The following is a 25,561-nucleotide window of genomic DNA, read 5'->3' as shown; positions in this document are numbered from 1 at the left end:
GTGGTCAGTCGGACGACGGGAGGTTCTTGGCTTCCTTGACGCCGAGGGGCTCGCCGTCGACGGCGAGGGTTCCCGCGCCAGCCTTCGTGCACAGCAGCTCCATGCCGGAGGCGACGTGGTGGTAGCGCTTGCCGAGCAGGGCGCCGCCACCCGCGTCGGGCTCGCCGCTGCGCTCGGCGGGGGCGGGGGCCATCGGCGCGCCGCCGCAGGTCAGGTCGACGTCGTCCGCGGGCGGTCGCACAACGATGACCTCGATCTCGCTCGTGACGCTGCCGAGCCGCTGTCCCACCTGAGGCTTCATCGTTGTGTGCTCCCGGTCTTCTATCTTCAAAAGGATTGTAAGTTAATGTATCAAAAGAATCACCGGAGCGTGCGGTGCGTCACGCGTTCCGGCAGTCAGGAGCCCATCATGACCGACCCCACCCCACCGCCCCAGCGGTGGCCGCTCGGCGTGTGCCGCCTCGCGTGGACGTCGGACGCGGCGACCGCCTCGGTCGCGGCGCAGCGACTCGGCTTCGACCACCTCGACCTGGTCGGTGACGACGACCCCGAGGGGCTCGCCCTGCCCGTCGGCATCCGCATGGGCCCGGGTCCCGGACGCGGCTGGGCGTGGCCGGCACCCGCACCCCACAGGGACTGGGACGAGATGGTCGCGCGCCTGCGCACCGTCGACGAGCCCCGGGTCGAGCCGTGGGCCGGGTCGCTGCTGGGCTCCGACGCCGCGATCCACCGGCTGCTCGACGAGGTGCCCGGCGTGCGCCTCGTTGTAGACACGGGGCACGTCACCCAGTGGGGCGGCGACGTGCTGGCGTTTTTGCCGCACGCCGACCACGTGCAGCTGCGCCAGGCCGCGCTGGGCGTCGGGCAGCTGCCGGCCGCCCAAGGCGAGGTTGACGTCAGAGGCGTCCTCGGCGCGCTCGACAGCCTCGACTACTCCGGCTTGCTGTCGATCGAGTACTTCGATCTGCCGCACATGGGCTGGCCCCTCGACGACCCACCGCGGCACGCGGCCGAGCTCGCCGAGGTCGTACGACCGATGCTGGCCGACCTCGCTGCGGGGCGGGAGGCCACGGCGTGACCAGGTTCGACGAGTCGACCTCCTCTGCCGTCCTGCCCGAGGGCATGCGCGGCCACTGGTACAACGACTCCGCCTTCGACGCAGACGACCCGTGGGCATCCCTGCGCGCAGACCGCACCGCGATCGTGCTGGTCGACCTGATCAACTGGCAGTCCGACCCCGCCGGCACGAACCTGCAGATCCTCCGCGCCGCCGGGTCGACCACCCAGGCCGACCACCTCGAGCGCCGGCTCGCCTCGACCCTGCTCCCCCGCCTGGTCGAGGTGCTGGCTGCCGCCCGCAACGCAGGGGTGCTCGTCGTCCACGCGCGACTCGCGACCCGCACCTACGACGCGTCCGACGTGGTGCCAGCGCTCGCGCCCTACGTGCACGCCGCCGGCGCGCGCGAAGGCACCTGGGGCGCCGATCCGCTGCCGGCGCTCGGCCCCGACCCGCGCGACCTGTCGGTCGTGAAGTCCGGCTCGGGCGCGTTCACGGGCTCCGACCTCGACCGCGAGCTACGCTCCCGCGGCATCGACACCCTGCTCTGGGCGGGCGCCGTCACCAACGCGTGCGTGCTGCTGTCGGTCTCGACCGGCTTCGACCTCGGTTACCGCCAGTACCTCGTCACCGACTGCACCGCGGCGCTGAGCGACGCCGACCAGGCCGCGGCCAAGCACTTCATCGGCGCGTACCCGGCCCAGCTCGTCACCGCCGTCCAGGTGCTCGACGCGCTCGTCTGACACCACCACCCCACCGGAGGAACCATGGAGCACATCAAGGTCGGCAGCAGCGGGCTCGAGGTCTCGCCCCTCGTGCTCGGGTGCATGAGCTTCGGCGACTCGTCGGCCGGCGGCCACGGGTGGACGCTCTCGGAGGCCGCGAGCCGGCCCTTCATCGAGCGCGCCCTCGAGTCGGGCATCACGACGTTCGACACCGCCAACGTCTACTCCGGGGGCACGGGCGAGGAGATCCTCGGCCGGGCGCTCGCCGACCTCGCACCCCGCGAGGACGTCGTCATCGCGACCAAGCTGTTCGCCCGCACCCGTCCCGGCCCGCACGGCGCCGGGCTGTCGCGCACCGCGATTCTGTCGGAGATCGACCACAGCCTGCGTCGCCTCGGCACCGACTACGTCGACCTGTACCAGATCCACCGGTGGGACCCTACCGTCCCGATCGAGGAGACCATGGAGGCGCTGCACGACGTCGTCAAGGCCGGAAAGGTGCGCTACCTCGGCGCCTCGTCGATGCCGGCGTGGCAGCTCGCCGACGCCCAGCACACCGCGGAGTCCCACGGGTGGACGCGATTCGTCGCGATGCAGGACCAGTACAACCTGCTGCAGCGCGAGGAGGAGCGCGAGATGCATCCCCTGTGCAACCACTTCGGCATGGGCGTCATCCCGTGGAGCCCGCTCGCCCGCGGACGCCTCGCCCGCGCGTGGGATGACACGTCCACCACGCGCAGCGACCACGACACCATCGCCCAGGGGTTCTACCGCCAGTCGGACGACTCCAACCGGGCGATCACCGAGACCGTCGCGGCGGTCGCCGCCGAGCGGGGTGCCTCACGGGCCCAGGTGGCGCTCGCCTGGGTGCGCCAGCAGCCGGTCGTCACCGCACCGATCGTCGGCACGACCTCGATGGCCCAGCTCGACGACGCGATCGCGTCGCTCGACCTCGAGCTCACCGCGGACGAGCTGCGGCGCCTCGAGGAGCCGTACACGCCGCGCCTCCCTGAGGGGTTCTGAGGCGCGGGTCGACGGCAGGAAAGGGACCAACAGTGGTGGGCGCCACCTGGACCCGCCCGCCACTGCTGTATCGGCAGGGCTCAGCCCTTCGCCAGCTCCTTCACGATCTTGTCGGCGCTCTCGCCGACAGCCGCCGGAGGGCAGATCGGCTCCGAGCCGTTCTCGGCCCACTTGCCGCCCTTGACGACGATCGAGAACGCACGCAGGCTCTGCTACTGACCCCGTCAGCCGTGAACGAGACTGGCGGAGTTGTGCCGTTGAAGATCTCGTCCTTAGCAACGGCACAGACCCGGACCGGGGGGTGAACTAGACGCCCAGTGACTCCAGCACCTGCAGGTCGACCAGGGCCGCGCAGATGCGCTCGGCGTGCGCGGTGCAGATCTCCTCGGCCTGCCGCTCGACCGGGCACAGCACCATGAGGAACGTCCACATGACGTGCTGCCGGTAGGCAAGCCAGGCGTCCTCGAAGCTGGGCGCGTGGCCGCCGTACTCCTCGAGGCGGGCGAGGTACGTGCGCAGCAGGTCCTGCTCGTGGGCACGCCGGTCCTCGACGCTGAGCGACACGACGATGAAGTACGCGACGTCGAATGCCCACGTGCCCCGCATGACGGTCTGCCAGTCGAGGAAGCCGCCGTTGCCCTGGTCGTCGAAGAAGACGTTGCCCAGGTGCACGTCGCCGTGGACGAGCCACTGCGACTCCTGCCGATCGTTCGCGATCATCCGGTCTAGGCCGGCCTTGATGCGCACGGGGTCGCCGAGCTCCTCGGGCACGAACCGGAACCGAGGCGCCTGCGAGGCGGTCTCCCAGAACTCGAGGTACTCGCCCGCGACGTCGACGGAGTGGATGGCGCCACCGACGGTCAGCCATGACAGGTCGAGGTCGTCGGCTGACTCGGCGAGGAAGGAGTGGTAGCGGGCCTGGACGTCGAGCAGCGACGCGGCGACGTCGGGCGTCAGCGGCTGGGTCTGGTCGCCGAAGCGTACGCCGCGCAGCGTGAGGTCCTCCATCAGCAGAACGCCGTTGCCGGTCTCGCCGTCGATCGCCTCGAAGAACGTCAGTGGCGAGTTGGTGGGCACGGCCGGAGCGACGACGCGGAAGAAGTTGACCTCGGCGGCATAGAGCTCGGCCGACCGCTCGCTGTGCTTCTCGAAGCCGGTCTTGAGCCACATCGACGGCGGCAGGCCGTGCGGGTTGTCGGCGTACGTCAGGTGCAGCTGGATCTTGGTGGCCATGCCGCGGATGGTCGATCCCTCGGTCATCGACGCGACCACGGTGCCGGGGAACCGGGCCGAGAGGGCCTCGGACATCCAGGGGACGGTGACGTCCTCGAGCGACCGGGGCAAGTCGATCGTCGCGACGGCGTCGGTGGGGCTGGTCATGGTGTCTCCTCGCGGTCGGGTCAATCCGGGAGCCGCAGGACGGCTCGGTGCTCGGGCAGGGCGAAGCGCAGCGGCTTGAGCTCGACGAGGCCGCCACCGAGGCGTCCCCCGCACTCGAAGGTCATGAGGCCGTCGCCGGCCAGCAGGCCGATGCCTCCCTCGACGGCCCCAGCCTGGAGCTCGCCGGTGAACCGGTGCCCGCCGCCCTCGGTCCACACGTCGAAGATCGCGCGACGCGGGTAGAGGCCGTCGCCGGCGATCGTCGCCTGCACCGACGCCGACTGCACCCGCTTGAGGTCGCCGTGGTCGTAGACCCAGCCGTCCTGGCTGGGCCCGTCGACGGTCTGGCGCAGGTAGACCGACGCCATCAGGTCGGGTCCGAACACCCCGAACATCCATTGGCCGGCGGGGTTGCGCTCCAGCTCGCGGTGGCCCCAGGAGTGGTCGTGGAACGCGACGCCGGTCAGGTCGAGCACGCGGTCGCCGAGCTCCACCGTGACCTCGACCGTGCCGAGCGTCTCGAAGTGCCGCTTGCCGAGGGACGCCCCGCCGCTCGCGTAGTCGAGCTCGACCGGCGGCAGGTAGGCCGAGTACCTGATCGTGACGGTGCAGCCCTCGAAGGTGTGCACCAGCGTGTAGTGCTGGAAGTCGTTGCCGCAGATCGCGTGCATGCCGCCGACCGTGGTGTCGGCGTAGTCCTCGTCGGGGATCGGGATGTCGTGCACCTGCTCGCGGGCGACCTCCTTGCCCTCGACGACGACCCAGCTCCAGATGTCGGCGATGCCCTGGTTGCGCCACAGGCTGAAGTGGTGGTTGCCGCCGCTCTGCGTGATCGGGTCGTGCCAGACGATGCAGAAGCTCTCCTGCCACATCTGGTCGCCCTCGTCAGCCACGTGGCTGTGCAGGTCGCTCTCGTCGAACGCGGTACGAAACACGGTCACCTTAGATTCTATGGTTCGTTGGGTCTTGGAATGCATGTTGACTGGGCTCGCGCCGCGCTCAGGAGTGTGCGACACGCCCTCCGTCGACACCGGGTCCTTCGACCACCCGGAGTTCGCGGGGCTGACCAGGTTCACGACCGCTCCGCGGCCACGGCCTCGCATCGACGGCACGACCTCCCGCAGCAGCCTGTCCTCCTCGATGTCCCAAGTCACCTAGAGCAGGACCTGAACGGTCTTGTGGTTGACGAACTCGGTGACGCCAGCGAGGCCGCCCTGCTTGCCGTAGCCGCTCTGCTTGCGTCCGCCGAAGCCGATGTGCGCGCCGGCCGGCGTGGTGCCACCGTTGACGCCGACGTTGCCGGTGTCGAGCGCAGCAGCGACCCGGTGGGCGCGGCCCACGTCTCCGGTGAACACGAACCCTGCGAGGCCGTACTCGGAGTCGTTGGCGATTGCGACCGCCTCGTCCTCGTCCTCGAAGGTCATGACGCCGACGACGGGCCCAAAGACCTCCTCCTGCGCCAGCTCACCGGAGTTGTCGGGCAGCTCGACCACGGTAGGTGCGATGAAGAAACCCTCGGCAAGGTCACCGCCCAGACGCTCGCCGCCGGTGACGATCGTGCCGTACTCGCGGGAGCGATCGATCATGCCGACGATGCGGTCGGCGGCTGCCTCGTTGATGACCGGACCCATGACGGTGCCGTCGGCGAACGGATCGCCCTGTGGCGTGGCGGCCGCGGCGGCCGCGAGCTTCTCGACGAACTGGTCGCGCACCGAGCTGTGCACCAGCAAGCGCGAGCCGAGCGTGCACACCTGGCCTGAGTTCTGGACGAGCTGCATCGCGCTCGCGACGGCGCGGTCGACGTCGGCGTCGCCGAAGATCAAGCTGGCGGACTTGCCACCGAGCTCGAACACTGCGGGAGTCAGGCGCTGCGCTGCGGCCGCCGCGATCTTGCGGGCGGTCTGCGGGCTACCGGTGAAGGTGATCTTGTTGATGCCGGGGTGCGACACGAGGGCCTCGGACGCCTCGGGGCCGGCGGTGATCAGGTTGAGGACACCCGGCGGAAGGCCGGCCTCGAGCGCGATCGCGCTGGTGCGCATGGCACCGAACGGAGCCAGCTCGGACGGCTTGGCGACGACGGTGCAGCCCGCGGCCAGCGGGGCGCCGATCGACATCGCAAACGCGCCCGTCGACCCGTTCCAGGTCGAGAGCGCCGCGACGACGCCGAAGGGCTCCACGGCCGTGTACTCCAGGACGCCACGGGACGACAGCGGACGGGTCTCACCGGCGAGACGGTCGGCCCAGCCCGCTGCCTCCTCGACCCAGTCGGCGCCCCAGTGCACGACGTAGGGGGTGACGCTGATGGGGCCGCCCATCTCGAGCGAGGCGAACATCGCGAGCTCGTCGACATTCTCGCGGATCAGGTCAGCGAAGCGCTGCAGCACCCGTTTGCGGTCGACGGGGTTCCAGCGGCTCCACTCGGGCAGCGCCGCGCGGGCGGCCGCGACGGCGCGGTCGACCTCGTCGAGGCCGGCCATGGGGATCGTCTGCTGGGCGCGACCCGTCGACGGGTTGACATGGTCGTAGGAGCCGCCCGACGCCGACCCGATGAACTCATTGCCGATGATCAGCTGGTTGGGGAGGGTCTTCGCGCGGTCTTCCATCGTCGTCATGCTTGGCTCCTGGTCGCTTCGAGGGTGTTCGTGGATGTCTGCTGCTCATGTCATGCAAGCACGGTGCCCGGCGCCACTGGAGGGGGACGCCGGACACCGAGGGCAGCCGACCGGGCCTGACGGCCCGGCCAACTACCGTTGCTCACTGCGATCAGCCCTTTGAGAGCGTCGCGATCGCCTTGTCGGCCACGGTCTTGACCGTATCGGGCGGGCAGATGGCGTCGGTGCCGTTCTCGACCCACTTGCCGTCCTTGACGGTGATCGAGAAGCCGCACAAGCTCTGCTCCTGCACGCCGTCGGCAGTGAACGTGACGGGCGGGGTGGTGCCACCGAACGTCTCGTCCTTGATCTTGCCCAGGCCGTTGCGGATGTCCTCGCTGGTCAGCTTGGAGTCCGGGTCGTCCGCCAGCGCGTTCTCGATCGCCTTCTGCAGCGCGAGACCGGAGACCCAGCCTGCGACGGTGTTGCTGGTCACCGGATCCTTCGGGAAGTACTTCGCCATGGCGGCGCGGTGCTTGCCGATCTCACCGTCTGTCTTGAACCAGGCAGCCTGCGACTGACCGGAGACGGCACCCTCCACGACGCCCGAGGCCGCGACCTCGTCGGTCGCCACGGTGCCGCCGAAGGCGTACGTGGGCTTGAAGCCCTGCTTGGCGCAGTCCTTGGCCAGGCGGATCAGGTTGGCACCGTCGAAGGCCACAGCCAAGGTCTGGACGCCGGCCTGCTTGGCCGCGAGGCACGGAGCCGTGAAGCTCGGGGCCGCCAATGAGACTTCGGCGTTGTAGACCGGGTCGCCGCCGTTGGCCTTGGTCAGGCCCAGGTCAATCATGACGGTCTTGACCGCAGTGCAGCCTGCCGACTCCTTGCAGTAGATGAGGCCGATCTTCTCCTTGCCCTCCGGCACGGCCGCGAAGCCTTGGAGGTAGGTGCCGATGAGACCCGAGCCGGGCACGTACAAGTCGGGCTTGACGGCCCACGTGACGTCGCTCGTGTTGCCACCGATGACCGGGATGCCCTGCTTCTCAAGGAACGGAGCCGAGCCCGACAGCGTCGTCAGGCCCATGCCGGCGAACGCGACGACCTTGTCCTTGGACACCATCTGCGTGACCTGCGAGACCTCGGATGCCGGGTCACCCTTGGCGTCTGCGGTGTGCAGCTCGATCTTGTGGCCGTCGACGCCGCCTTCGGCGTTGACGGTCTTGACCCAAGCCTCGAGGCCCTTGCCCTGGTCGGCGAGTCCGGGCACGGGTCCCGAGTAGTTGCCGACCTGGCCGATGGAGATGGGTGACTTCGACTCGGAGTCCCCGCCTCCGCTGTCACTACATGCGGCCAGGACGAGTCCCATCGCCGCAACCGACGCGACGATGGCGCTGGTGCGATTGAACTTGCGCTGCATACCGATTCCTATCGTGAGATGTTGCCGCCGGACGCACAGCGGGTGCTGTGCCCGGGATGTCACTCCTGCAAAGCCGCCCCGAGATAGTGCCCGAGGATGTCTTCCTCGGAGCCCAGCTCGTGCGGTGTCCCGGAGAACCGGATCTCGCCGCTTCGCATGAGATAGATGTGGTCCGCGAACCTCCGCACGCGATCCACGTACTGCTCGACCATGAGGAGGGAGATGCCCTCCTCGGCCAGCCTTCGGATGAAGGCGTAGACCTCGTCGACGATCAGGGGCGCAAGGCCCATCGACACCTCGTCGAGAAGGACGATCTTGGGGCGCGTCAGCCATGCGCGGACCAGCGCGAGCATCTGGCGCTCACCGCCGGAGAGGCTGCCGGCTGGGAGGTCGATGCGGTGCTCGATGAACGCGAAGGCGTCGATCGCCTTGTCGACGGCCTCCGACGGCGGCATGCCGCGACCGAACAGCGCGATGTTGTCGCGCACCGACAGTGCCGGGAAGATCCCGCGGCCCTCGGGCACGTGGCACAGGCCGAGCTTGCTCATCTGGTGCGGGGCGAGCTTCGACACGTCCTTGCCCTCGAACGTGATGCGGCCGCTCTGCAGCGGGATCATGCGCGACGCGGTGCGGAGGGTCGTGGTCTTGCCTGCGCCGTTGGGGCCCAGCAGGGCGACGACCGAGCCGTCCGGGACGGACAGCGACAGGCCGTCAAGGGTCTTGCTGGCACTGGTGTAGCCCACCGTCACGTTCTCGAGCTCAAGCATTGACAGCTCCTTCGGAAGCGGCCTCGTCCACGGTCGGGACCGACTCCCCCAGGTACGAGCGCTGGACGGTCTCGCTGGCGAGCGCATCCTTCATCGAGCCGGCAAAGATCAACTTCCCGAAGTTGAGGACGTAGACGTTGGTGCAGATGCGGGCGACGAGGTCCATGTCGTGCTCGACGACGAAGACCCCACGACCCAAGGCGTTGGTGGCGTCGAGCAGGATCTCGGCGAACCGGCCGCGCTCGAGCGAAGTCAGACCCGACGAGGGCTCGTCGAGCAGCAGCAGGCGGGCCGGACCGGCCAGCACGCGGGCCAGCTCGACCATGCGCTGCTCACCCGTGGAGAGCGAGCCGGCGACCCGGTCGGCGAGGTCGGTGATCTGACACAGTTCCATGACCTCCTCGGCCACGCGCCGCGTTTCGCGCCTCTCCGATGGCAGGGCCCGCAGCAGCGAATAGGGGTGACGCCACACGTACGCGGCCTCGTGCCCCATCTCCACGTTGTCGCGGACGGTCAACGTCTTGAACAGCTCGACGCGCTGGAACGTGCGGCCGAAGCCGTTGCGGGCACGCTTGTGCGTCTTCTGGCGCGTGACGTCCTTGCCGAACAGCTCGACCGTGCCCTCCGACGCGCGCACCAGCCCGGCACACGCGTTGAACAGGCTCGTCTTGCCGGCGCCGTTGGGGCCAATGAGGCCCGTGATGCCCGTGCCGGAGACGTCGAGGTCGACGCTGTCGACCGCGAGGACGCCGCCGTAGCGGACGGTCAGGCCGCGCGTGCGCAGGCCGCTGAAGGTGTCACTGGACATGGCTGCCTCCCACGGGCGTAGCGGCGACGGGGTCTGAGCTCCCGGGCACGGTCTCGATCGGGGCGGGCTCGCCGGGCGGAACTGCCTTGGTCTTCGAGCTGCGGGTCGACGCGAGCGCCGCCTCGACGGCGAGGACGCCGAACAAGAGGTTGAGGCCCTGCAACCAGTCGTACGAGGTGATGTACTCCGGCAGGACGACCAGGCCGATGGCCGCGCCGAGCGACGCGCCGAGCGAGCCGATCCGGCGCTCGCGGCCGTTGAGCACCAGCAGCGCGACAAGCAGCAGCGACGTCGGGATGGTATGGAAGTCGCCCTTGCTGACCACGCCGATGTTGGGACCGAGCAGCGCACCGGCGATGCCGGCGAGGAACGCGGCGGCACAGAAGGCCACGAGCGGCAGCAGGGCGATGTTGACACCGAGCGACTCGAGGGCGATTGGGGAGTCGGCCTTGCTGCGCAGCAACTGGCCAAGCCTGCCGCGCTCGATGAGGCGGACGAGCCCGTAACACAGTGCGCCGACGATGGGGATCATGTAGAAGTACGCCTTGTCGGACTCAGCGAAACTGGGGCGCGACGTGATGAGCGGCAGCGGATTGTCGCCGAACATGAACGGCATCTCGAACATGAAGGTCTGCATGAACAGGCCGAACGAGAGGGTGGCGAGCGCGAGGTACACGCCCGACAGGCGGACCGCCGGGATGGCGACGAATGCACCGATCGGGATCGCGACGAGGCCCGCGCCGAGTAGGGCGACCGACCACGGCATACCGTGGTCGATCAGGTGGTACGACGCTGCGGCGCCGACGGCTGCGAACGTCATCTGGCACAGCGAGACCTGGTTGGACAGGCGCACCAGCAGGCTCAGCGAGAGCATGAGGATCACGAAGACCATGCCCTTGGTCCAGGCCAGCATGTGGTCCTGGAACAGGTACGGCACGGCGATGATGAAGGCCACCATCGGGACGAGCTTGGCAGCGCCGATCTTGCGGCTCTGGTTGGGGATCGTGGTGACCCGCTGCTGCAGGCTCGCACCGACCTCGACCAGCCAGCCCTTGGGGCTCAGCAGCAGCACGAGGAACAGCACCGCGAACGGCAGGGCCGACGGGACGCTCTGCCACGACGGATGGTCGGCGGAATACTTGCCCGTGACGGCGACGCCGATCTGGATCAGCACTGCGCCGAGGTACGTCAGCGGCAGGCTGGAGAAGCGTCCGATCGCGGCGGCGCCGAAGCCCTCGACCACCAGCAGCGTGAGTGTCGTGCCGTCGAGGCCGATATTCGGGGCGATGAAGACGCCGGCGATCGCAGCGAACGTCACGCCGATGACCCAGGCCCAGCGACGCACCGTGGTGGGGTTGAGGCCGATCAGGCCGACAAGCTGCGGGTCATCGACGATGGCGCGCATGCCACGGCCGAGCAGCGTGGTGCGGAAGAAAATCGTCATGCCGATCGCGAGCGCGAGGCCCAGCGCGATGACTATGACCTGCTCGTAGGCGATGTTCACGTCGAGGAACGTGAAGGTCTCCTGCGGCAGGAAACTCGGGAACTCCTTGGTGATGCCGCCGTAGCGGATGTTGAACAGCGACGACAGCGAGATCATGATGCCGATCGTCGAGACGACCTTCATGGTCGCGCTGGCGCTCGCCACGAAATACGCGACGCGCTCCATTAGGAAGCCAAACACGAGACCGACGGCCACCAGCGTGATGATCAGCGCGAGCCACGCGGGCAGGCCGTTCAGGTGGTACAGCTGGTAGAAGACTCCGGCGGCCACGGCGCCGATGGCGCCGTGGGCGAAGTTGAAGATGCCGGAGGCCTTGTACGACAGCACCAGGCCCATCGCGGCGATCGCCACGACCGAGCCGTCGGCGATGCCGCTGACGAACATGGGCAGGTAGTCCGTCATGAGGCACCTTCTTCGCGGGCTCGGACGGTCGCCGGCGTCGCGGCCTTCGTCCGGGTAGGTGTGGTGCGGTCGTGCGTCACGATTGGGGGCTCCTGCGCAGGTGTGTGCTGAGTCACGTTCAGACCGATCGTGACATAAAGATGTCATCTTGACAAGGATTTATAACAAAACGACCTTTTGATGTTTCCCGCAACGAAACACGAACGGCGTCCACCCGGTCGGGCGGACGCCGTTCGACGGCTCGGAAGGCGCACGTCAGTCGAGCGGCTCCGTCGAGAAGAGCGCGGCGCTGCTCAGCTCGGAGATCGGACCGCCCGACACGAAGCACGTCTTCGCCCCGGGCACGGGGTTGCTCGACTCCCCGCGCAGCTGTCGCACGGCCTCCACGGCGTTGCCCATGCCGTGCAGGAATCCCTCGGCCATGTCGCCGCCGCTGGTGTTGATCGGCAGCACACCGTTCGGCGCGATGAGGTTCTCAAACGTCAAGAACTCGCCCGCCGACTCCGCCGTGCAGAAGCCGAGGTCGATGATCGCCGAGACCGGCGGGCCGGTGAAGTTGACGTACAGCTGCATCACGTCGATGTCGGACGGGCCGAGACCAGTGCGCGCCCAGATGCGCCGGCCGGCCGAGGCCTGGGACGACGCAATGTACGGCTCGTGGTTCTCATCCATCTCGCCCCACCTGGGGCCGTCGGCGCCGTACGCCGACGCCAGCAAGTGGATGGGCTTGTCAGTCAGGTCCTTCGCGCGCTCCGCGGACGTGAAGATGATGGCCGCCGCCGCGTCGTTCTCGCGCGACGAGTCGAATAGCCGCACAGGGTCGACCACGAGCCGCGACTGCTCGTACATCTCCTCCGTGAGCTCGATCGCCTCACCCACCGCGCCCGGATTGTGGTTGGCGTGGAAGTAGCTGGCCCGGGCGATCGCGCTCAAGGCGCTGCGCGGCACACCTGCCCCCTCCAGGATGCGTTGCGTGCGCAGAGCCAAGGCCTGCACCGGCGAGTCGATGCCGTGCGCGCGGTACTGAGCGCCGAACACGCCTTGTATGACCGCCGAGCTCAGCCGGCCGCTAGTCGACTCTGCCGTCGCCCGGTAGACCACGACCGTCTCGGCCTGGCTCGACAGGATCGCCGCCTCGGCCTGGGCGATCGCGCCGGCGCTGCCGCCTCCGCCACCTCCCCACACGAGGCTGCTCCACCGCAGCTCCTTCGTGCCGAGAGGCGCCGTGAGTCGCGGTCCGTCCTCGAGGTCGGCGCCGTACGACACGAAGCCGTCGATGTCAGCCGCGTCGATGCCGCCCATCCGCGCCGCCTCGTCGATCGCCATCAGCAGAAGTTTGCGCTCGGCGTGCGGCGACTGACCGCGCTTGTAGTAGGGGGTGGCGCCATACCCGATCGCGGCGACTCCGCTCGGCCGGTTCATGCTGCCTCCAGCGTCCAGGTCAGTACCGGCAGGTCGATCGTGCGCGCACTCGCCGGCTGGAAGTTCCCGACCACACGGCGCCCGACCTCGACGTCGTCGGTGTCACCGGTCAACAGCCCCATGAGCCGCGCTCCCCCGGCCTGCGGCAGTTCGACCAGCACGTTGACGTACGGCACTAGGTCGGCGTACGCGGCGACGAACGGCTGACGGGTGCGGATCCAGCTGTAGACGATGCCGGTTGGCTCAACCACCTCCCAGCCGAGGTCGTAGCTGCCGCAGCTGCCACATCGCCAGTCAGCGGGCCAGCGCCACTCGCGACACGAGTCGCATCGCTGGATCTTCAGGGTGCCGTCGGCCAGGCCGTCCCAGTAGGGGGCGTCGACCCGTGCGCTGAACGGGTGGACCTGGTCGCGTTCGTTCGCCATCTCGTCTCGTCTCGTGTCGCCGGGAATGACCGTGTGCCCGTCGTGGTCTACAGTGCCCTGAGGTCATCATCTTGACAATGATTACATACACAAGACCGCCGCCCTGTCGCGCGGGCGCACGACGGGAGACCCGATGTGACTGACACCTTTCCGTACGACACGATCAAGATCGACGTCCGCGGCCCGGTGGCGTACCTGCGATTCGACCGCGTCGAACGGCGCAACACCGTCACGGCCCACATGGTCGAGGAGGTGCACGCCGCGCTCGAGACCCTCGCGGCTCGCGACGACCTCAGCGTCGTCGTCCTGACCGGCAACGGCCCCACCTTCTGCCCAGGCGCCGACCTGCATCGCGAGCACGGCCAACCCGCGTCCATCCCCACCCGCGAGTCGTACCTGTCGGGCGCCCTGCTGGTCGAGATGCCGCAGATCACCGTCGCCGCGATCAACGGCGGCTGCGCCGGGGCCGGGTTCGCGTGGGCCAGCGCGTGCGACCTGCGCGTCGCCGCGAGCACGGCCAAGATCGCGGTCGCCTTCCTCGAGGTCGGCGTATCCGGCGAGATGGGCGCCGGCTGGACGCTGACCCGCATGCTCGGCTCCGCCCGGGCGCGCGAGCTCTACCTGCTGCCCAGCAAGATCACCGCCGACGTCGCCCTCGACATCGGGCTGGTGTCGCGGGTGTTCCCGACCGAGACCTTCGCCGACGACGTCGACGCGCTCGTCACCGAGCTGTCGCTGCGCGACCCGGTGGCCCTGCGCCTCATCAAGGCCAACCTCGTCGACGCTGAACACCTCGGCCTGCGCGACTACATCGCCGTCGAGACCGAGCGCCATCGCTCTCGGTTCGAGGGCGAGGCCGCCGCCGGGACGCTCAGCCGCTTCAGCGAGCGGGCGCGCGACCTCAGCAGCGACACCCGCTGACTCAGGACGGCTGCAGGGCCGGGTTCTTGCGGAAGTCCCAGCTGACCAACTTGGTCGGCGTGATCCGCAGCCAGGCGTGACGCCCGTCGGGACGGAATTCGTCGGACGACGTGTACTTCGACGCCATCAGCGCTTCGGGCCGCACCAGCTCGGGCTCGTGCTGCTCGGTGCGCGGCACGTCGCCGACGACCTCGATCGTGCCCTGCACCTCGACGCCGCGCAGCTCGTAGAACTCGTGGCCCGCGTCGATGACCACCGCGACGTGCGGGTCGCGGGTCAGGTCGGTCCACCGCTGACTCTTGACGATCGAGTTGAGCCATACGCTGGTGCCGTCCCACACGAACCACATCGGCATGACGTGCGGTCGGCCGTCGGCCGTCACGGTGGCGACGCGACACGTGCGCTCTTCGCCGAGGAATGCGTCGACCTCCTCGGGCGACATCGCGATACGGCGTCCGCGCTTCTGCTGCTTGACCTCGCTCATGGTGCTCCTTGTCATCGCCCGGTCCACCGGGGTGTTCGCTTCTCGAAGAAGGCACTGACGCCCTCGGCCATGTCGTCGGAGGCGAGGACGGCGTCGACCGCCCCGGCCGTCGCGGCCCAGCCGGCGGCATCACCGTCTGCAAGCTGGGTGTCGAGCGCCGCGAGCGTCTGCCGCACGGCGAACGGGGACGACAGGCAGATCTCGTCGGCCAGCGTGCGGGCCGCGTCCAGCGCCTCGCCCGGCTCGACGACCCGGTTGACGAGTCCCAGTTGGTGGGCACGCTCGCCCGTCAGGGTCGCGCCGCTGATGAGCAGCTCGCGGGCGATCTTGGGCGGCAGGTCGCGCGCCGCGCGGAGCAGGGCACCGGACGATGCGACAACGCCGCGTCGCGTCTCGGGCAGCCCGAATGTCGCGGTGCGTGACGCCACGACCAGGTCGCAGGCCAGGGCCAGCTCGAACCCGCCGCCAAGGGCGAAGCCCTCGACCGCCGCGACCACGGGGGTCGTACGCTTCCGCCTGATCAGGCCGTATTCGCCGCCGCGCTCGGTCCTGGGACTTCCCCCGTTGCGCAGGTCGGTCCCCGCCGAGAAGACCTCGGCCGTGCCGGTCAGGATGCCGACCCAGAGGTCCGGGTCGTCGTCGAGCTCGTTGAAGGCCTCGTCGAGACCAGCGGCTGTCTCGTCGTCGATCGCGTTGCGCTTCTCGGCGCGGTCGATCTGCACGACCAGCACGTGGTCGTGTCGCTCGGTGCGGACCGTCACTGCTGGGCCGCCCTGCCGACGCGCAGCATCTCCTCACGGTCGACGAGCTTGACCCGCGGACGCTTGGCATCGGCACCCGCCGCCCGCTCGTGGGCGTCGATGGCCTTCCAGCCGTTCGCGTCGAGGTGGTCGGGCACGAGAGCCGCGACGTCGTCCTCGTGCTGCGCCGGCTCGGGCAGCACACCGGCCGCCCAGTCGGTCAGCAGCTTGGCGACCGTCTCGCGCGCGCACTTCTTGTTGGTGCCGATGACGCCCGATGGCCCGCGCTTGATCCACCCGGCGGTATAGAGACCCGGCAGCGGCTCCGCGCTGGCCGGGTCGACGATTCGACCGTCGACGTTGGGCAGCACGCCGCGGCGCTCGTCAAACGGCAGGCCGTCAATGGGCTGGCCGCGGTAGCCGACGGAGCGCAGCACCAAGCCGGTCTCGACCACTTCGGTGTCGTCGGTGGCTCGGGCGACGACCATGCCGCCCTCGTCGACGAGCTCGTTGCGCACCAGCTCGACGCCCTCGACCCGGTCGGTGCCCAGGATGCGCGACGGCGAGGCGAGAAACCGCAGCGTGATGCGGCGGTCGTGCTGGGGGCTTGCGTCAGCCACCTCCGCGAGCAGCTCGGCCTTGTAGGCCGGCATCGAGTACTCCGGCAGTGCCGCGGCCGAGCCGGAGACGTCGTCGACAACCACCTCGTCCGCGTGAACCAGCAGATCGACACCTGCAAGATCCTTGAGGCCCAGCAGCTCGGGCGTTGTGAAGGCGGCCTGCGCCGGTCCACGACGTCCGACGACCACGACCTCGCGCACCTTGCTCTGCGCGAGCTGTTCGAGCGCGTGCTCGGCGATGTCGGTGCCCGCGAGGGCGTCGGTGCGCGCCACGAGCACGCGAGCCACGTCGAGGGCGACGTTTCCGTTGCCGAGGATGACGGCGCGCTCATGCGACAGGTCGAATGTGCGACCGGCGTAGTCGGGGTGGCCGTTGTACCAGGCCACGAACTCGGTGGCGGAGTGGCTGCCTGACAGGTCCTCGCCGTCGACTCCAAGCGACCGGTCGCCCATCGCGCCGACCGCATAGACCACGGCGTGGTATCGCTCCTGCAACTGCTCGAGCATCACATCGGAGCCGACTTCGACATTGAGGAACAGCCGGAAGTTCTTGCGCCGCATCGTACGAGCGAAAGCCGCTGATGCCGCCTTGGTGTGCTGGTGGTCCGGCGCGACGCCGAAACGCACCAGTCCCCACGGCGTGGGGAGCCGCTCGAACATGTCGACCCGCACATCGAGACCGCGCTGAGACAGCAGCTCCTCCGCGGCGTAACACGCAGCCGGGCCGGAGCCCACGATCGCGACGCGCAGTGCTTCATCGAAGGGGGCCTGCCACAACGTGCGCTGCGCCTGCTGTGGATTCGGGTCATAGTCCGCCTTCTCGGGATCGGCGTAGTAGCGGGCGTTGACCTCCTCGTAGCGGAGCAGGTTCTCGGGCAGTTCGTAGTCGGGAAAGATCGCGGCGACCGGACACACGTCGATGCACGCGCCGCAATCGATGCACGACTGCGGGTCAATGTAGAGCATCTCAGCCGTGCCATACCCCGGCTCGTCCGGTGACGGGTGGATGCAGTTGACGGGGCAGACCGGGACGCACGCAGCATCGTTGCAACAGTTCTGGGTGATGACGTGAGTCATGGTCGTTGGCCCTTCACGCGTATTTCAATCTGGCACTGAGCATAGCAATCTTTTAAAGGATAACGCGCCCCACGGTGAGCGCGTCAAAGGCTTCCTGTCGACGTTTGAAGTCTTGCAATCTTGTTAAAGATAATTTACGTTATGCGTGGCGTAGGTCACTAACCGCTCCTCGGAGTCCTGAGCGGCACTTACGCCTCCTCCTCCGAGAAAGGCGATTTCAGTGCGGACCAAAACCCTCATCACCACAGCAGGGAGTTGCGCATCCCTCGTGGCGCTCCTCGCCCTTGCTCCCATGGCGTCGGCGAACTCGCCCACCCCGGGACCAGCTCAGCCCGGATCCAGCGGTGCAGCCGCAGCAGCAGCTACACCGTTCGCCACAGACGCACCCGGGATGAAGACCGGCACGCAGGAGTTTCCCGACGGCGCCGGCCCGATCCACGAGTTCCCCTCCTTCGGAAACGCGCTCGGGTTCTCTTGCGAGGTTGCCATCGCGAACGACGGTGACATGATCACCGACGAATTCCTCGGCGGCTCCATGGGTCGCGTCGATCCGCACACCGGCGAGGTGAAGTCGATCGACTCACCCAACGTCGCGAGCCTGCCCGGCGGCCAGAACCGCGGACCGGACGGTGACATCTGGTTCGGCGACGTGGGCGGCAACTCGCTCGGCCGGCTGGATGCTGAGACAGAGGAGATCGAGTACTACAACTTCCCCTGGGGCAACATCAGCTTCGAGCTCGACCTTTCGGTCCTGGGCAACGTCGGTCTCAACACAGGCCCGGGAGTCTCCTTCGACACCACGTGGGGCAAGGACGGCAAGATCTACTTCACGCTGATCGGGCTCAACGCAATTGGCAGCCTCGACCCGGAAACTGAGGAGTGGAAGAAGTACCCCATTCCCACGCCTCTCGCGGGCCCGGTCGCAATGGAAGAGGGACCGGGCGAGACCATCGCGATCACCGAGGGTTTCGCGAACAAGGTCGCACTCTTCGACATCGACACGGAGACGTGGAAGGAGTTCAGCATCCCGACTCCGGGCGTCACATTCCCCGCCGGTCTGACGAATTCGCCCGACGACAAGTACCTGTATTTCGGCGAGACGCTGGCCAGTAAGATCGGTCGGCTCGACCCGGCCACTGGTGAGATCAAGGAGTACAACCTGCTCGCGCTGCGGCCCGGTGGGCTCCTCGGTGGGGGCCTGAACGGCAATCCGCTTTCGCAGCCCGGACAGCTGCGGTTCGGCAGCGACGGCAAGATCTACGTCGTGCTCGGCACGTTCAGCGGAGGCGGCCGGATCGGTCAGCTCGACCCCGAGACGAGCACGTACCGCGAGATCGACACACCCACGCCGATGTCCATGCCGTGCGACCTCAACAACACGGTGCCCGGGAAGATGATCTTTGCCAGCTTCGCGAGCAACAGGGTCTCCTACCTGAACATCCCGAACACCACGGACATCAGCAACACCTACCCGCGGCACGGCTAACGCCTCATCGATGACGGCACGCCCGTGGCCGGGAACATCCGAAGGGATGGACCCGACCACGGCGTCTTGCCGTAGGGATCGTGCCTCTGCCACCAAGGAATTGGCGTGCGCAACTCAGGAATTGGAGATCTGGAAATGACGGACGAGTCAGGGCTGGACACCGGCGACGCGGGCGGGGTCTCGACCCAGACTCCAAACGATGTGGTCAGTGTGGTCGCCGCACGCCGATCCACCCGGGCGTTCACAGATCGCCGTGTCGATCGCGGCTTGATCGAGCGCGCGATAGAACGCGCGGGGCGAGCTCCATCCGGCGGAAACCTTCAACCTTGGCACCTCTATGTCTTGTCTGGAGAGCCGCTGAGGGATTTGCGCGGGCGCATGCAGGCCCGGCTCACCTCCAATCCGACACCGGACCCATTCGAGTACGACGTGTATCCGCCTAAATTGACTGAGCCCTACAAGAACCGTCGTCGGGAAGCTGGTCTGCAGCTGTACGGCGCGATCGGTATCGAGCGACACGACCCCGTCGCGCGAAGCCGGCAATCAGAGAAGAACTTCGACTTCTTCGGAGCCCCGGCAGGCTTGTTCTGTTACGTCGATCGTCAGATGGGAAGGGCGCAATGGAGCGATCTCGGGATGTACCTGCAGACACTCATGCTCCTGCTGAAGGCCGATGGTGTGGACAGTTGCGCTCAAGCCGCTTGGTCCTTGTACAACGAGACCGTGGCTCAGATCGTGCGCCCGCCCGACAGCTTGATGTTGTTCTGCGGAGTTGCGATCGGTTATGCCGACCTGAGCCATCCGGCCAACAATTTCCAGGTACCCCGGGCGCCGATGCACGAGATCACCGATTTCCTCTGGACGAACCACTAGCCGTGCCGGCTTTTGACATCCGTGACTTCGGACGTCCTTTATCAACGGCCAGACTGGATCTTCACGATTTCGGATCACGGTCCGATTGAAGATTCCCGCACCTCAACATCCACGCACCTCCTTGCATTCTCGGTGGCCGCTGGCGTCCGTACGAAAGGCGTTAGGAGGTCATGAGTACTGACAATCAGCGCGAAACGCGGGAGAAGCAAGGCGAAGAGTCACGGGGAAACATGCTGCTGTCGCCTGGCTGCTGGCCTGACCGAGCTGCGATGGTCCGAGGCACGTGAACTGCGGGTAGCCGACTTCATCGAGGTGCCGATGCCCCGGCTGGTCGTCCGTCGGTCAGCATCCGAGTCGGTGGAGGCCACGTCGACCAAGAGCGGACGGACGCGCCACATCCATCAAGGACCGCCCCGGCGTGACAGTTCAACCCACCGCGGCAGTGTCAGACTGTCAGATCCTAATTCCGTACGGTTTAGACTTGTGCCCACACGGACACCTAGGACAGGAGGTCGGGCATGCCTCGACCCAGCTCACCGCTCATCAGCAGAAGCGCGACGGTTCGTGCTGCCCTGTCGATCATCGACGACGAGGGACTGGACGCGTTGAGCCTTCCGCGGTTGGCACGCGAGATGAATGTACGAGCGCCTTCGCTGTATCACCACTTCGCGGACAAGAACGAGATTCTGGCTGCGGTCTCGCAGGAGATAGTGCGCAAGACGGTCTTTCCTCGCAAGTCGCCGACCGGCGACTGGGCCGAGTGGTTCACCCAGCTCGCGCAGAACTTCCGCACCGCAGTGCTCCGCCACCGCAACGCCGCACCGATCCTGCTCCAGTTCATGCCGCGCGAGATGATGGTGGAGATGTACGAGAGTGCCGCCGCGTATCTCGACGAGTGTGGTGTTCCCGCCGATCTGCACGTCCAGATCCTCGACGGTCTGGAGAAGCTCGCAGTCGGCGCGACGATCGCCGAGGCCATGCGACCGCCGTCGCGCTCACGCGTGGGCTTCGAGCACGTCAACGCCGAAGACCACCCGACGCTGTCGCGTGCCGTCGATGCGAATCGCCTCAACCCCAAGCAGATCTTCGAGCACACGGTGCGCTGCTACCTGCTGGGCATGGAGCATTTCGGCAACATCGAGGCCAGCCGTACGATCGCCTGAGCTCGCATCTGGCGTCGCCGCGATTCAGTTGGACGTGGCTCGCTCTTGGCGCCAACACGCCTGTGGACTAACCTATCCTTGATAGGTTTATCTTTTTGGATCGGAGACACATGGACAGCGATCTGTTCGACGAGGACCACCTGGCGTACGGACAGGTCGTCCGAACGTTCGTCGAGCGCAGCGTGGTGCCTCATATGGACCGCTGGACCGAAGATCGGCTGATCGATCGCGAGACGTGGCTCGAGGCCGGAAAGCAGGGCCTCCTCGGACTGGCCGTCCCCGAGGAGCACGGCGGCTCCGGCGAGACCGACTACCGGTTCCGTACGATCCTTCAGTACGAGATCGCCCGCGTCGGCGCTTCGGCCCTGCAGTCGGGTTTCTCGACCAACGATGACATCGTGCTCAACTACCTGCTCCGGCACACGAACGCCGACCAGGCCAAGCGATGGCTGCCTGGATTTGTGACCGGACAGACGATCGGCGCGATTGCGATGACCGAGCCCGGCGCCGGCAGCGACTTGCGTGGCATCGGCACCACGGCCATCCGCGCCGACGGCGGCTGGGTCCTCAACGGCTCCAAGACCTTCATCACGAGCGGCATTCTCGCCGACATCGTGATCGTCTTCGCCAAGACCCACGACTCCTACTCACTGTTCGTGATCGAGGACGGCTTCGAGGGATTCACCCGCGGACGCAAGCTCGACAAGGTCGGCCTGCATGCCCAAGACACCGCCGAGCTGTTCTTCGACCACGTCCACGTCCCCGACGAGAACGTCCTCGGCGAGATCGGTGGCGGCCTCACGTACCTCAAGCAGAGCCTTCCGCTCGAACGGCTCGGCATCGCGATCGCCGGCCAGGCCTCGGCCGAGGCCGTGCTCGGCTGGACGATCGACTACGTGCGCGAACGCACCGCGTTCGGCAAGCGCATCGCCGACTTCCAGGCGCCGGCCCACCAGCTCGCGCACCTGCGCACCGCCGTCGAGGTCTCCCGCGCGTACGTGGACCGGTGCGTGCGCGAGTGGAACTCTGGCACACTGTCGGCCGTCGACGCCGCCAAGGCCAAGGCCTGGGCCACCCAGCTGCAGCACGACGTGATCGACGCCGGCGTACAGCTGCACGGCGGCTACGGATACATGATGGAATACCCGGTCGCGCGGGCGTTCATCGACGCCCGCGTGCAACGCATCTACGGCGGGACCAACGAGATCATGATGGAGATCGTCCAGAAGGACCTCCTGCGGGACTGACGACAGCGGGCCCGCAGGGCTTCCCGGGCGCGCCGTCGTCGTGGTGCTGGCGCTCAGCGTCGGTAGATCGACTGCGTGCGCAGGTACGGCTCGACACCTTCGGGTCCGAGCTCGCGGCCCAGACCAGACGACTTCACCCCGCCGAACGGCGCGTTGATGTGCAGCTCGTAGTGGTTTACGCCCACCGATCCGGTCTCGATGCGTGCCGCCACGTCGAAGCCCCGCTCGGCGTCGGCGCTCCACACCACGCCCCCGAGGCCGAAGTCGGAGTCGTTCGCGATGGCGACCGCGTCGTCGACGTCGTCGTAAGGGGTGACGACCAGGACCGGGCCGAAGATCTCCTCCTGCGCGATGGGCGAGGAGTTGTCGACGTCGGCGAACACCGCAGGCTCGACGAACCAGCCGGCCTCGCCCGCGGCGGACCCACCGGTCGTGAGACGGGCCGTCTGCCGGCCCAGCTCGACGTACGACAGCACACGGTCGCGCTGGGCCGCCGTGACGACGGGTCCGATCTGCGTGGCAGGGTCGAGCGGGTCACCCACGACGGCCCCTCCGACGACGTCGGTCACGAGGTCGACGACCTCCGCGTAGCGCGAACGGGGCGCAAGGATGCGCGTGGCGGCGTGGCACGTCTGGCCGTTGTTGGGCAGCGAGACCTCGAGGATCTTGGACGCGAACAGGCCGAGATCAGCGTCGTCGAGCACCAGCGACACCGACTTGCCGCCCAGCTCGAGCGTGACCGGGCGCAGCAGGCGCCCTGCCGTCTCGCCAATCGTGCGCCCCGCGAGCGTCGAACCTGTGAACGCGACCTTGTCGACCCCCGGGTGCCCGACGAGGTGCGCGCCTACCTCACGACCGCCGGCGAGCACGTTGACGACACCGGCCGGCAGCCCGGCCGCGTGGACGGCATCGGCGATGACGTAGCCGTCGAGCCCGGTCTCCGGCGGTGGCTTGAGCACCACGGTGCAGCCGGCGGCCAGCGCCGGCGCGATCTTCATGATCGCGAGCGGCTGCGGGTAGTTCCAGGGCGTGACGGCACCGATGACGCCGACCGGGCGATGCAGCACGACGGTATCGCCGCCGGTGGGCGACGGGCGGATGTCCTCCGCGTCGAGCCCCGCCGCAAGCTCACCGTAGTAGCGCGTGATGACGGCCGGGCCGAACCCGTTAACCATGCCCGACAGCGCGATCGGCATGCCGTTCTCACGGCTGACGAGTGCGGACGTGTCGCGACCGCGCTTCTTGAGCTCGTCGGCAAACCGCAGGATGGCCGCGGAGCGCTCAGCTGCGGTGAGGCGTCCCCACTCCCCCGTCAAGGCGCGACGGGCGGCAGCGACTGCGTCGTCGACGTCGTCGGTGCCGGCCATCGCCGCGGAGCCGAGCCGCTGGCCGGTGGAGGCCTCGTGCTGCTCGAAGCTCTCGCCCTTGCGAGGCGCGACCCATGCACCGTCGATGTAGAGGTCGGGACGTTCGAGGTCGTGGGGCATGGGTCTGTTCTCCTTACGGACGGGACTCAGAGCGTGGTGGCGGATCCGAGGAGCACCGAGCTGTGGATGGGTGCCATCGGTCCACCGATGTAGAGCGAGGTGTCCACACCGGTGCCGATCTGGTTGGACGACGTGCCGCGGATCTGTCGCACGGCCTCGACCGCGAGGCCCATGCCGTTGACGAACGAGTCGGCCACGTTGCCGCCCGATGTGTTGACGGGCAGCACGCCGTGCGGGGCGATGAGGTTGTCGAGGGTGAGGAAGTCACCGGACGCGGGACCGGCCGGGCACAGGCCATGGTCCATCAGCGAGGCAACCGCGGGCCCGCTGAAGTTCTCGTAGACCTGGACCACGTCGAGCTCCGACGGCTTGATGCCGGCTTGCTGCCAGACGCGGCTCGCGACGCCGGGCGAGTCGTCGGTGCCCGAGCCGCCCGCTGTCGTGTAGGCCGCGTCGTTCTCGTTGCGTGCTGCGTAGGCCCCGACCGAGCCCTGCGCCCCGCCGATGACATAGGCCGGCGTGACGTCGAGCTGGCGGGCACGCTCGGCGCTGACCAGCACCAGGGCAACCGCGCCGTCGTTCTCGCGCGAGCAGTCGTACAGGTGGAACGGCTCGACGATGTAGGCCGACTCGTCGTACGCCTCGGCGGTCAGCGGCTTGCCATACGCCGCAGCGTCGGGATTGGCCTGCGCGTGGTGGTAGGCCGCGAGCACGAGGTTGCGCATCGCGCTGCGCGGCACCCCGTCGTGCTCGAGCAGGCGCTGGGTGCGCAGCGCACACACGTGCGCCGGCGTGGCGACGCCGTGCGGGAGGTACTGGTGGTCGAAGTAGTACTTGGCGTAGCCGAGTCGGCCCGTGGCCGCCTGCGCCATGCTGCGGACAGCGACGACGCAGTCGGCCTGCCCCGAGGCGATGGCCGCGGCAGCCGTGACGATCGACGCCGCCGAGCCTCCCCCGCCACCGCCCCACACCATGGTCGACCAGCGCAGCTCGCGGATGCCGAGCTCGGCGGCCAGCACCGGTCCGCTGTTGTCGCCACCGGCGTACGAGGTGAACCCGTCGACGTCGCGGGGCGAGATCCCGGCGTCGCGACACGCCGCGACGACCGCCTCGACCAGCATGCCCCGCTCACTGCGGGGGGCCTTGCCGCGCGGATGGTGCAGGTCGGCCACGCCAACCACGGCCGCCGCTCCACGAATTGTCATACGCTCTTCTCCCAGCGCAGAATCGTCCAGTCGGAGTTGCCAGGCTTCTGGAACACGCCGCTGACGCGGTCGCCGATCGCGATCTCGTCGCCGCCAACCAGGAGGCCAAGCAGCCGCACCGGCACGTCGTCGAGCTGCACCAGCACGGTGACGTACGGGGCCTTGACGTCGAGCTCGCTCATGAAGTCGCGGTGCGTGCGCACCCACGTGTAGACGGTGCCGATCGGGCTGACGTCATCCCACGCGATGTCGAACGACCAGCACGCCGGGCACGTGGCGGTGCCGACCTGACGCCAGGCGCCGCAGGCGGTGCAGCGGGGCAGGGCCAGGCGGTGCTCGTCGAGCGCCTGCCAGAAGTCGGCGTCGTCACCGGACTCGGACGGGCCCGCGGGGAGCGCCTCGGCGCTGGTGGCCGTCATGGCTGGAAGTTCTCGAGCCGGTCGGCCTTCCAGGTGGAACCGTCGTGGCTCCAACCCGACCGCAAGCCGATCGACGCCCCTGCCGTCGTGTAAACACACTCACCCACTGCCCGGTCGCCGTCGAGGCTGACCGAGCGGATGTCGAACCCGTCGACCGCGCCGCGTGGCGTCTCGACGCCGACGAAGACCTGCGGGACCGACCCGTCAGCCATGTCGGAGAGGACGGCCGGAAGGTCGCCGTCGACGACCCGGTCGACGTGGTGACGATAGACCTGGTCGAATCCCTCGAGATCAGCGGTGACACCTGTGCGTTGCATG

The 25,561-nt window shown here is 68.2% G+C and carries 25 protein-coding genes; 8 read left to right on the top strand and 17 right to left on the bottom strand.

Annotated elements, in window-relative coordinates; translation table 11 throughout:
- Positions 1-4 precede the first annotated feature (4 nt).
- Positions 5-301 carry a hypothetical protein gene (locus tag ESP70_RS18895; RefSeq protein ID WP_149690880.1) on the bottom strand — a complete coding sequence of 99 codons (297 nt, stop codon included), beginning with the start codon at positions 299-301 and terminating at the stop codon, positions 5-7.
- Positions 302-409: 108 nt separating this feature from the next.
- Here ESP70_RS18895 and ESP70_RS18890 point away from each other — a divergent pair, with 108 nt between their 5' ends.
- From ESP70_RS18890 to ESP70_RS18880, 3 genes are read left to right on the top strand one after another with little or no spacing between them, the layout of a single operon-like run.
- Positions 410-1,078, top strand: a complete 669-nt coding sequence (locus ESP70_RS18890; protein ID WP_149690879.1) for a sugar phosphate isomerase/epimerase family protein — start codon at positions 410-412, stop codon at positions 1,076-1,078.
- Complete coding sequence (locus ESP70_RS18885; protein ID WP_149690878.1) at positions 1,075-1,800, top strand: cysteine hydrolase family protein; 726 nt, start codon at positions 1,075-1,077, stop codon at positions 1,798-1,800. Before ESP70_RS18890 ends, ESP70_RS18885 begins: the two co-directional genes overlap by 4 nt.
- 24 nt (positions 1,801-1,824) lie before the next feature.
- Positions 1,825-2,805 carry an aldo/keto reductase gene (locus ESP70_RS18880; protein ID WP_149690877.1) on the top strand — a complete coding sequence of 327 codons (981 nt, stop codon included), beginning with the start codon at positions 1,825-1,827 and terminating at the stop codon, positions 2,803-2,805.
- Positions 2,806-3,111: 306 nt separating this feature from the next.
- Here the strand turns inward: ESP70_RS18880 and ESP70_RS18875 are convergent, their stop codons facing one another.
- The 9 genes from ESP70_RS18875 to ESP70_RS18840 form a co-directional block, all read right to left on the bottom strand.
- Positions 3,112-4,185 carry a phosphotransferase gene (locus tag ESP70_RS18875; protein ID WP_188110710.1) on the bottom strand — a complete coding sequence of 358 codons (1,074 nt, stop codon included), beginning with the start codon at positions 4,183-4,185 and terminating at the stop codon, positions 3,112-3,114.
- 20 nt (positions 4,186-4,205) lie between these two features.
- A complete protein-coding gene (locus tag ESP70_RS20235) occupies positions 4,206-5,126 on the bottom strand; it encodes a DUF7065 domain-containing protein (RefSeq protein WP_188110709.1) in 921 nt (306 codons plus the stop codon).
- Between the two features lie 213 nt (positions 5,127-5,339).
- Positions 5,340-6,797 carry an aldehyde dehydrogenase family protein gene (locus ESP70_RS18870; protein ID WP_149690875.1) on the bottom strand — a complete coding sequence of 486 codons (1,458 nt, stop codon included), beginning with the start codon at positions 6,795-6,797 and terminating at the stop codon, positions 5,340-5,342.
- Between the two features lie 151 nt (positions 6,798-6,948).
- Positions 6,949-8,193 (bottom strand): ABC transporter substrate-binding protein, encoded by a 1,245-nt coding sequence (locus ESP70_RS18865; protein ID WP_149690874.1) that lies wholly within the window; start codon positions 8,191-8,193, stop codon positions 6,949-6,951.
- 59 nt (positions 8,194-8,252) lie between these two features.
- Positions 8,253-8,960: an ABC transporter ATP-binding protein gene (locus ESP70_RS18860; RefSeq protein ID WP_149690873.1), complete on the bottom strand. Its 708-nt coding sequence runs from the start codon at positions 8,958-8,960 to the stop codon at positions 8,253-8,255.
- Positions 8,953-9,768 (bottom strand): ABC transporter ATP-binding protein, encoded by an 816-nt coding sequence (locus ESP70_RS18855; protein ID WP_149690872.1) that lies wholly within the window; start codon positions 9,766-9,768, stop codon positions 8,953-8,955. The genes ESP70_RS18860 and ESP70_RS18855 overlap by 8 nt, the downstream gene beginning before the upstream one ends.
- The gene (locus tag ESP70_RS18850) at positions 9,758-11,674 is read right to left on the bottom strand and encodes a branched-chain amino acid ABC transporter permease (protein WP_188110708.1); all 1,917 of its coding nucleotides are present in this window, start codon (positions 11,672-11,674) and stop codon (positions 9,758-9,760) included. Before ESP70_RS18850 ends, ESP70_RS18855 begins: the two co-directional genes overlap by 11 nt.
- 255 nt (positions 11,675-11,929) lie before the next feature.
- Positions 11,930-13,096 (bottom strand): thiolase C-terminal domain-containing protein, encoded by a 1,167-nt coding sequence (locus tag ESP70_RS18845; RefSeq protein WP_149690870.1) that lies wholly within the window; start codon positions 13,094-13,096, stop codon positions 11,930-11,932.
- A complete protein-coding gene (locus tag ESP70_RS18840; protein WP_149690869.1) occupies positions 13,093-13,521 on the bottom strand; it encodes a Zn-ribbon domain-containing OB-fold protein in 429 nt (142 codons plus the stop codon). The genes ESP70_RS18845 and ESP70_RS18840 overlap by 4 nt, the downstream gene beginning before the upstream one ends.
- A 135-nt stretch (positions 13,522-13,656) precedes the next feature.
- On the opposite strand from ESP70_RS18840, the gene ESP70_RS18835 reads away from it, so the two are divergent.
- Entirely contained in the window at positions 13,657-14,442 is a 786-nt protein-coding gene (locus tag ESP70_RS18835) for an enoyl-CoA hydratase/isomerase family protein (RefSeq protein WP_149690868.1), read from the top strand.
- A 1-nt stretch (position 14,443) separates the two neighbouring features.
- Here ESP70_RS18835 and ESP70_RS18830 read toward each other — a convergent pair whose 3' ends face one another.
- From ESP70_RS18830 to ESP70_RS18820, 3 genes are read right to left on the bottom strand one after another with little or no spacing between them, the layout of a single operon-like run.
- On the bottom strand, positions 14,444-14,926 hold the full coding sequence (locus tag ESP70_RS18830) for a pyridoxamine 5'-phosphate oxidase family protein (protein WP_149690867.1): 483 nt from the start codon (positions 14,924-14,926) through the stop codon (positions 14,444-14,446).
- A gap of 11 nt (positions 14,927-14,937) precedes the next feature.
- Positions 14,938-15,687 carry an enoyl-CoA hydratase-related protein gene (locus ESP70_RS18825; protein WP_149690866.1) on the bottom strand — a complete coding sequence of 250 codons (750 nt, stop codon included), beginning with the start codon at positions 15,685-15,687 and terminating at the stop codon, positions 14,938-14,940.
- Positions 15,684-17,363, bottom strand: coding sequence for an FAD-dependent oxidoreductase (locus tag ESP70_RS18820; protein ID WP_149690865.1), 1,680 nt, complete (start codon positions 17,361-17,363; stop codon positions 15,684-15,686). Before ESP70_RS18820 ends, ESP70_RS18825 begins: the two co-directional genes overlap by 4 nt.
- 505 nt (positions 17,364-17,868) lie before the next feature.
- Here ESP70_RS18820 and ESP70_RS18815 point away from each other — a divergent pair.
- The 4 genes from ESP70_RS18815 to ESP70_RS18800 all read left to right on the top strand — a co-directional run bounded on the left by ESP70_RS18815 (position 17,869) and on the right by ESP70_RS18800 (position 22,132).
- Positions 17,869-18,849, top strand: coding sequence for a Vgb family protein (locus ESP70_RS18815; RefSeq protein WP_149690864.1), 981 nt, complete (start codon positions 17,869-17,871; stop codon positions 18,847-18,849).
- Between the two features lie 105 nt (positions 18,850-18,954).
- The gene (locus ESP70_RS18810) at positions 18,955-19,722 is read left to right on the top strand and encodes a nitroreductase (RefSeq protein WP_223148800.1); all 768 of its coding nucleotides are present in this window, start codon (positions 18,955-18,957) and stop codon (positions 19,720-19,722) included.
- A gap of 518 nt (positions 19,723-20,240) precedes the next feature.
- A complete protein-coding gene (locus tag ESP70_RS18805; protein WP_149690863.1) occupies positions 20,241-20,885 on the top strand; it encodes a TetR/AcrR family transcriptional regulator C-terminal domain-containing protein in 645 nt (214 codons plus the stop codon).
- A 110-nt stretch (positions 20,886-20,995) separates the two neighbouring features.
- Positions 20,996-22,132 (top strand): acyl-CoA dehydrogenase family protein, encoded by a 1,137-nt coding sequence (locus ESP70_RS18800; RefSeq protein ID WP_149690862.1) that lies wholly within the window; start codon positions 20,996-20,998, stop codon positions 22,130-22,132.
- A 53-nt stretch (positions 22,133-22,185) separates the two neighbouring features.
- Here ESP70_RS18800 and ESP70_RS18795 read toward each other — a convergent pair whose 3' ends face one another.
- The 4 genes from ESP70_RS18795 to ESP70_RS18780 are packed head-to-tail and all read right to left on the bottom strand — an operon-like array spanning position 22,186 to position 25,560.
- Positions 22,186-23,619, bottom strand: a complete 1,434-nt coding sequence (locus ESP70_RS18795) for an aldehyde dehydrogenase (protein ID WP_149690861.1) — start codon at positions 23,617-23,619, stop codon at positions 22,186-22,188.
- 26 nt (positions 23,620-23,645) lie between these two features.
- Positions 23,646-24,824: a thiolase C-terminal domain-containing protein gene (locus ESP70_RS18790; protein ID WP_149690860.1), complete on the bottom strand. Its 1,179-nt coding sequence runs from the start codon at positions 24,822-24,824 to the stop codon at positions 23,646-23,648.
- Positions 24,821-25,243, bottom strand: coding sequence for a Zn-ribbon domain-containing OB-fold protein (locus tag ESP70_RS18785; protein WP_149690859.1), 423 nt, complete (start codon positions 25,241-25,243; stop codon positions 24,821-24,823). Before ESP70_RS18785 ends, ESP70_RS18790 begins: the two co-directional genes overlap by 4 nt.
- Complete coding sequence (locus tag ESP70_RS18780; protein WP_149690858.1) at positions 25,240-25,560, bottom strand: hypothetical protein; 321 nt, start codon at positions 25,558-25,560, stop codon at positions 25,240-25,242. The genes ESP70_RS18785 and ESP70_RS18780 overlap by 4 nt, the downstream gene beginning before the upstream one ends.
- Between the last annotated feature and the right edge of the window lies 1 nt (position 25,561).

This window comes from Aeromicrobium ginsengisoli, from assembly GCF_004134905.2.
In the GTDB taxonomy this organism is placed as follows: domain Bacteria; phylum Actinomycetota; class Actinomycetes; order Propionibacteriales; family Nocardioidaceae; genus Aeromicrobium; species Aeromicrobium ginsengisoli.
Note: the sequence above shows the minus strand (reverse complement) of the source record. Positions and strands in the feature narration are given on the sequence as shown.

Excerpts from the sequence above, each read along its gene's own strand:
- ESP70_RS18895 (WP_149690880.1), bottom strand. The coding sequence starts at position 301 with ATGAAGCCTCAGGTGGGACAGCGGCTCGGCAGCGTCACGAGCGAGATC.
- ESP70_RS18890 (WP_149690879.1), top strand. The coding sequence starts at position 410 with ATGACCGACCCCACCCCACCGCCCCAGCGGTGGCCGCTCGGCGTGTGC.
- ESP70_RS18880 (WP_149690877.1), top strand. The coding sequence starts at position 1,825 with ATGGAGCACATCAAGGTCGGCAGCAGCGGGCTCGAGGTCTCGCCCCTC.
- ESP70_RS18875 (WP_188110710.1), bottom strand. The coding sequence starts at position 4,185 with ATGACCAGCCCCACCGACGCCGTCGCGACGATCGACTTGCCCCGGTCG.
- ESP70_RS18870 (WP_149690875.1), bottom strand. The coding sequence starts at position 6,797 with ATGACGACGATGGAAGACCGCGCGAAGACCCTCCCCAACCAGCTGATC.
- ESP70_RS18865 (WP_149690874.1), bottom strand. The coding sequence starts at position 8,193 with ATGCAGCGCAAGTTCAATCGCACCAGCGCCATCGTCGCGTCGGTTGCG.
- ESP70_RS18860 (WP_149690873.1), bottom strand. The coding sequence starts at position 8,960 with ATGCTTGAGCTCGAGAACGTGACGGTGGGCTACACCAGTGCCAGCAAG.
- ESP70_RS18855 (WP_149690872.1), bottom strand. The coding sequence starts at position 9,768 with ATGTCCAGTGACACCTTCAGCGGCCTGCGCACGCGCGGCCTGACCGTC.
- ESP70_RS18850 (WP_188110708.1), bottom strand. The coding sequence starts at position 11,674 with ATGACGGACTACCTGCCCATGTTCGTCAGCGGCATCGCCGACGGCTCG.
- ESP70_RS18845 (WP_149690870.1), bottom strand. The coding sequence starts at position 13,096 with ATGAACCGGCCGAGCGGAGTCGCCGCGATCGGGTATGGCGCCACCCCC.
- ESP70_RS18840 (WP_149690869.1), bottom strand. The coding sequence starts at position 13,521 with ATGGCGAACGAACGCGACCAGGTCCACCCGTTCAGCGCACGGGTCGAC.
- ESP70_RS18830 (WP_149690867.1), bottom strand. The coding sequence starts at position 14,926 with ATGAGCGAGGTCAAGCAGCAGAAGCGCGGACGCCGTATCGCGATGTCG.
- ESP70_RS18820 (WP_149690865.1), bottom strand. The coding sequence starts at position 17,363 with ATGACTCACGTCATCACCCAGAACTGTTGCAACGATGCTGCGTGCGTC.
- ESP70_RS18815 (WP_149690864.1), top strand. The coding sequence starts at position 17,869 with ATGATCACCGACGAATTCCTCGGCGGCTCCATGGGTCGCGTCGATCCG.
- ESP70_RS18805 (WP_149690863.1), top strand. The coding sequence starts at position 20,241 with ATGCCTCGACCCAGCTCACCGCTCATCAGCAGAAGCGCGACGGTTCGT.
- ESP70_RS18800 (WP_149690862.1), top strand. The coding sequence starts at position 20,996 with ATGGACAGCGATCTGTTCGACGAGGACCACCTGGCGTACGGACAGGTC.
- ESP70_RS18795 (WP_149690861.1), bottom strand. The coding sequence starts at position 23,619 with ATGCCCCACGACCTCGAACGTCCCGACCTCTACATCGACGGTGCATGG.
- ESP70_RS18790 (WP_149690860.1), bottom strand. The coding sequence starts at position 24,824 with ATGACAATTCGTGGAGCGGCGGCCGTGGTTGGCGTGGCCGACCTGCAC.
- ESP70_RS18785 (WP_149690859.1), bottom strand. The coding sequence starts at position 25,243 with ATGACGGCCACCAGCGCCGAGGCGCTCCCCGCGGGCCCGTCCGAGTCC.
- ESP70_RS18780 (WP_149690858.1), bottom strand. The coding sequence starts at position 25,560 with ATGCAACGCACAGGTGTCACCGCTGATCTCGAGGGATTCGACCAGGTC.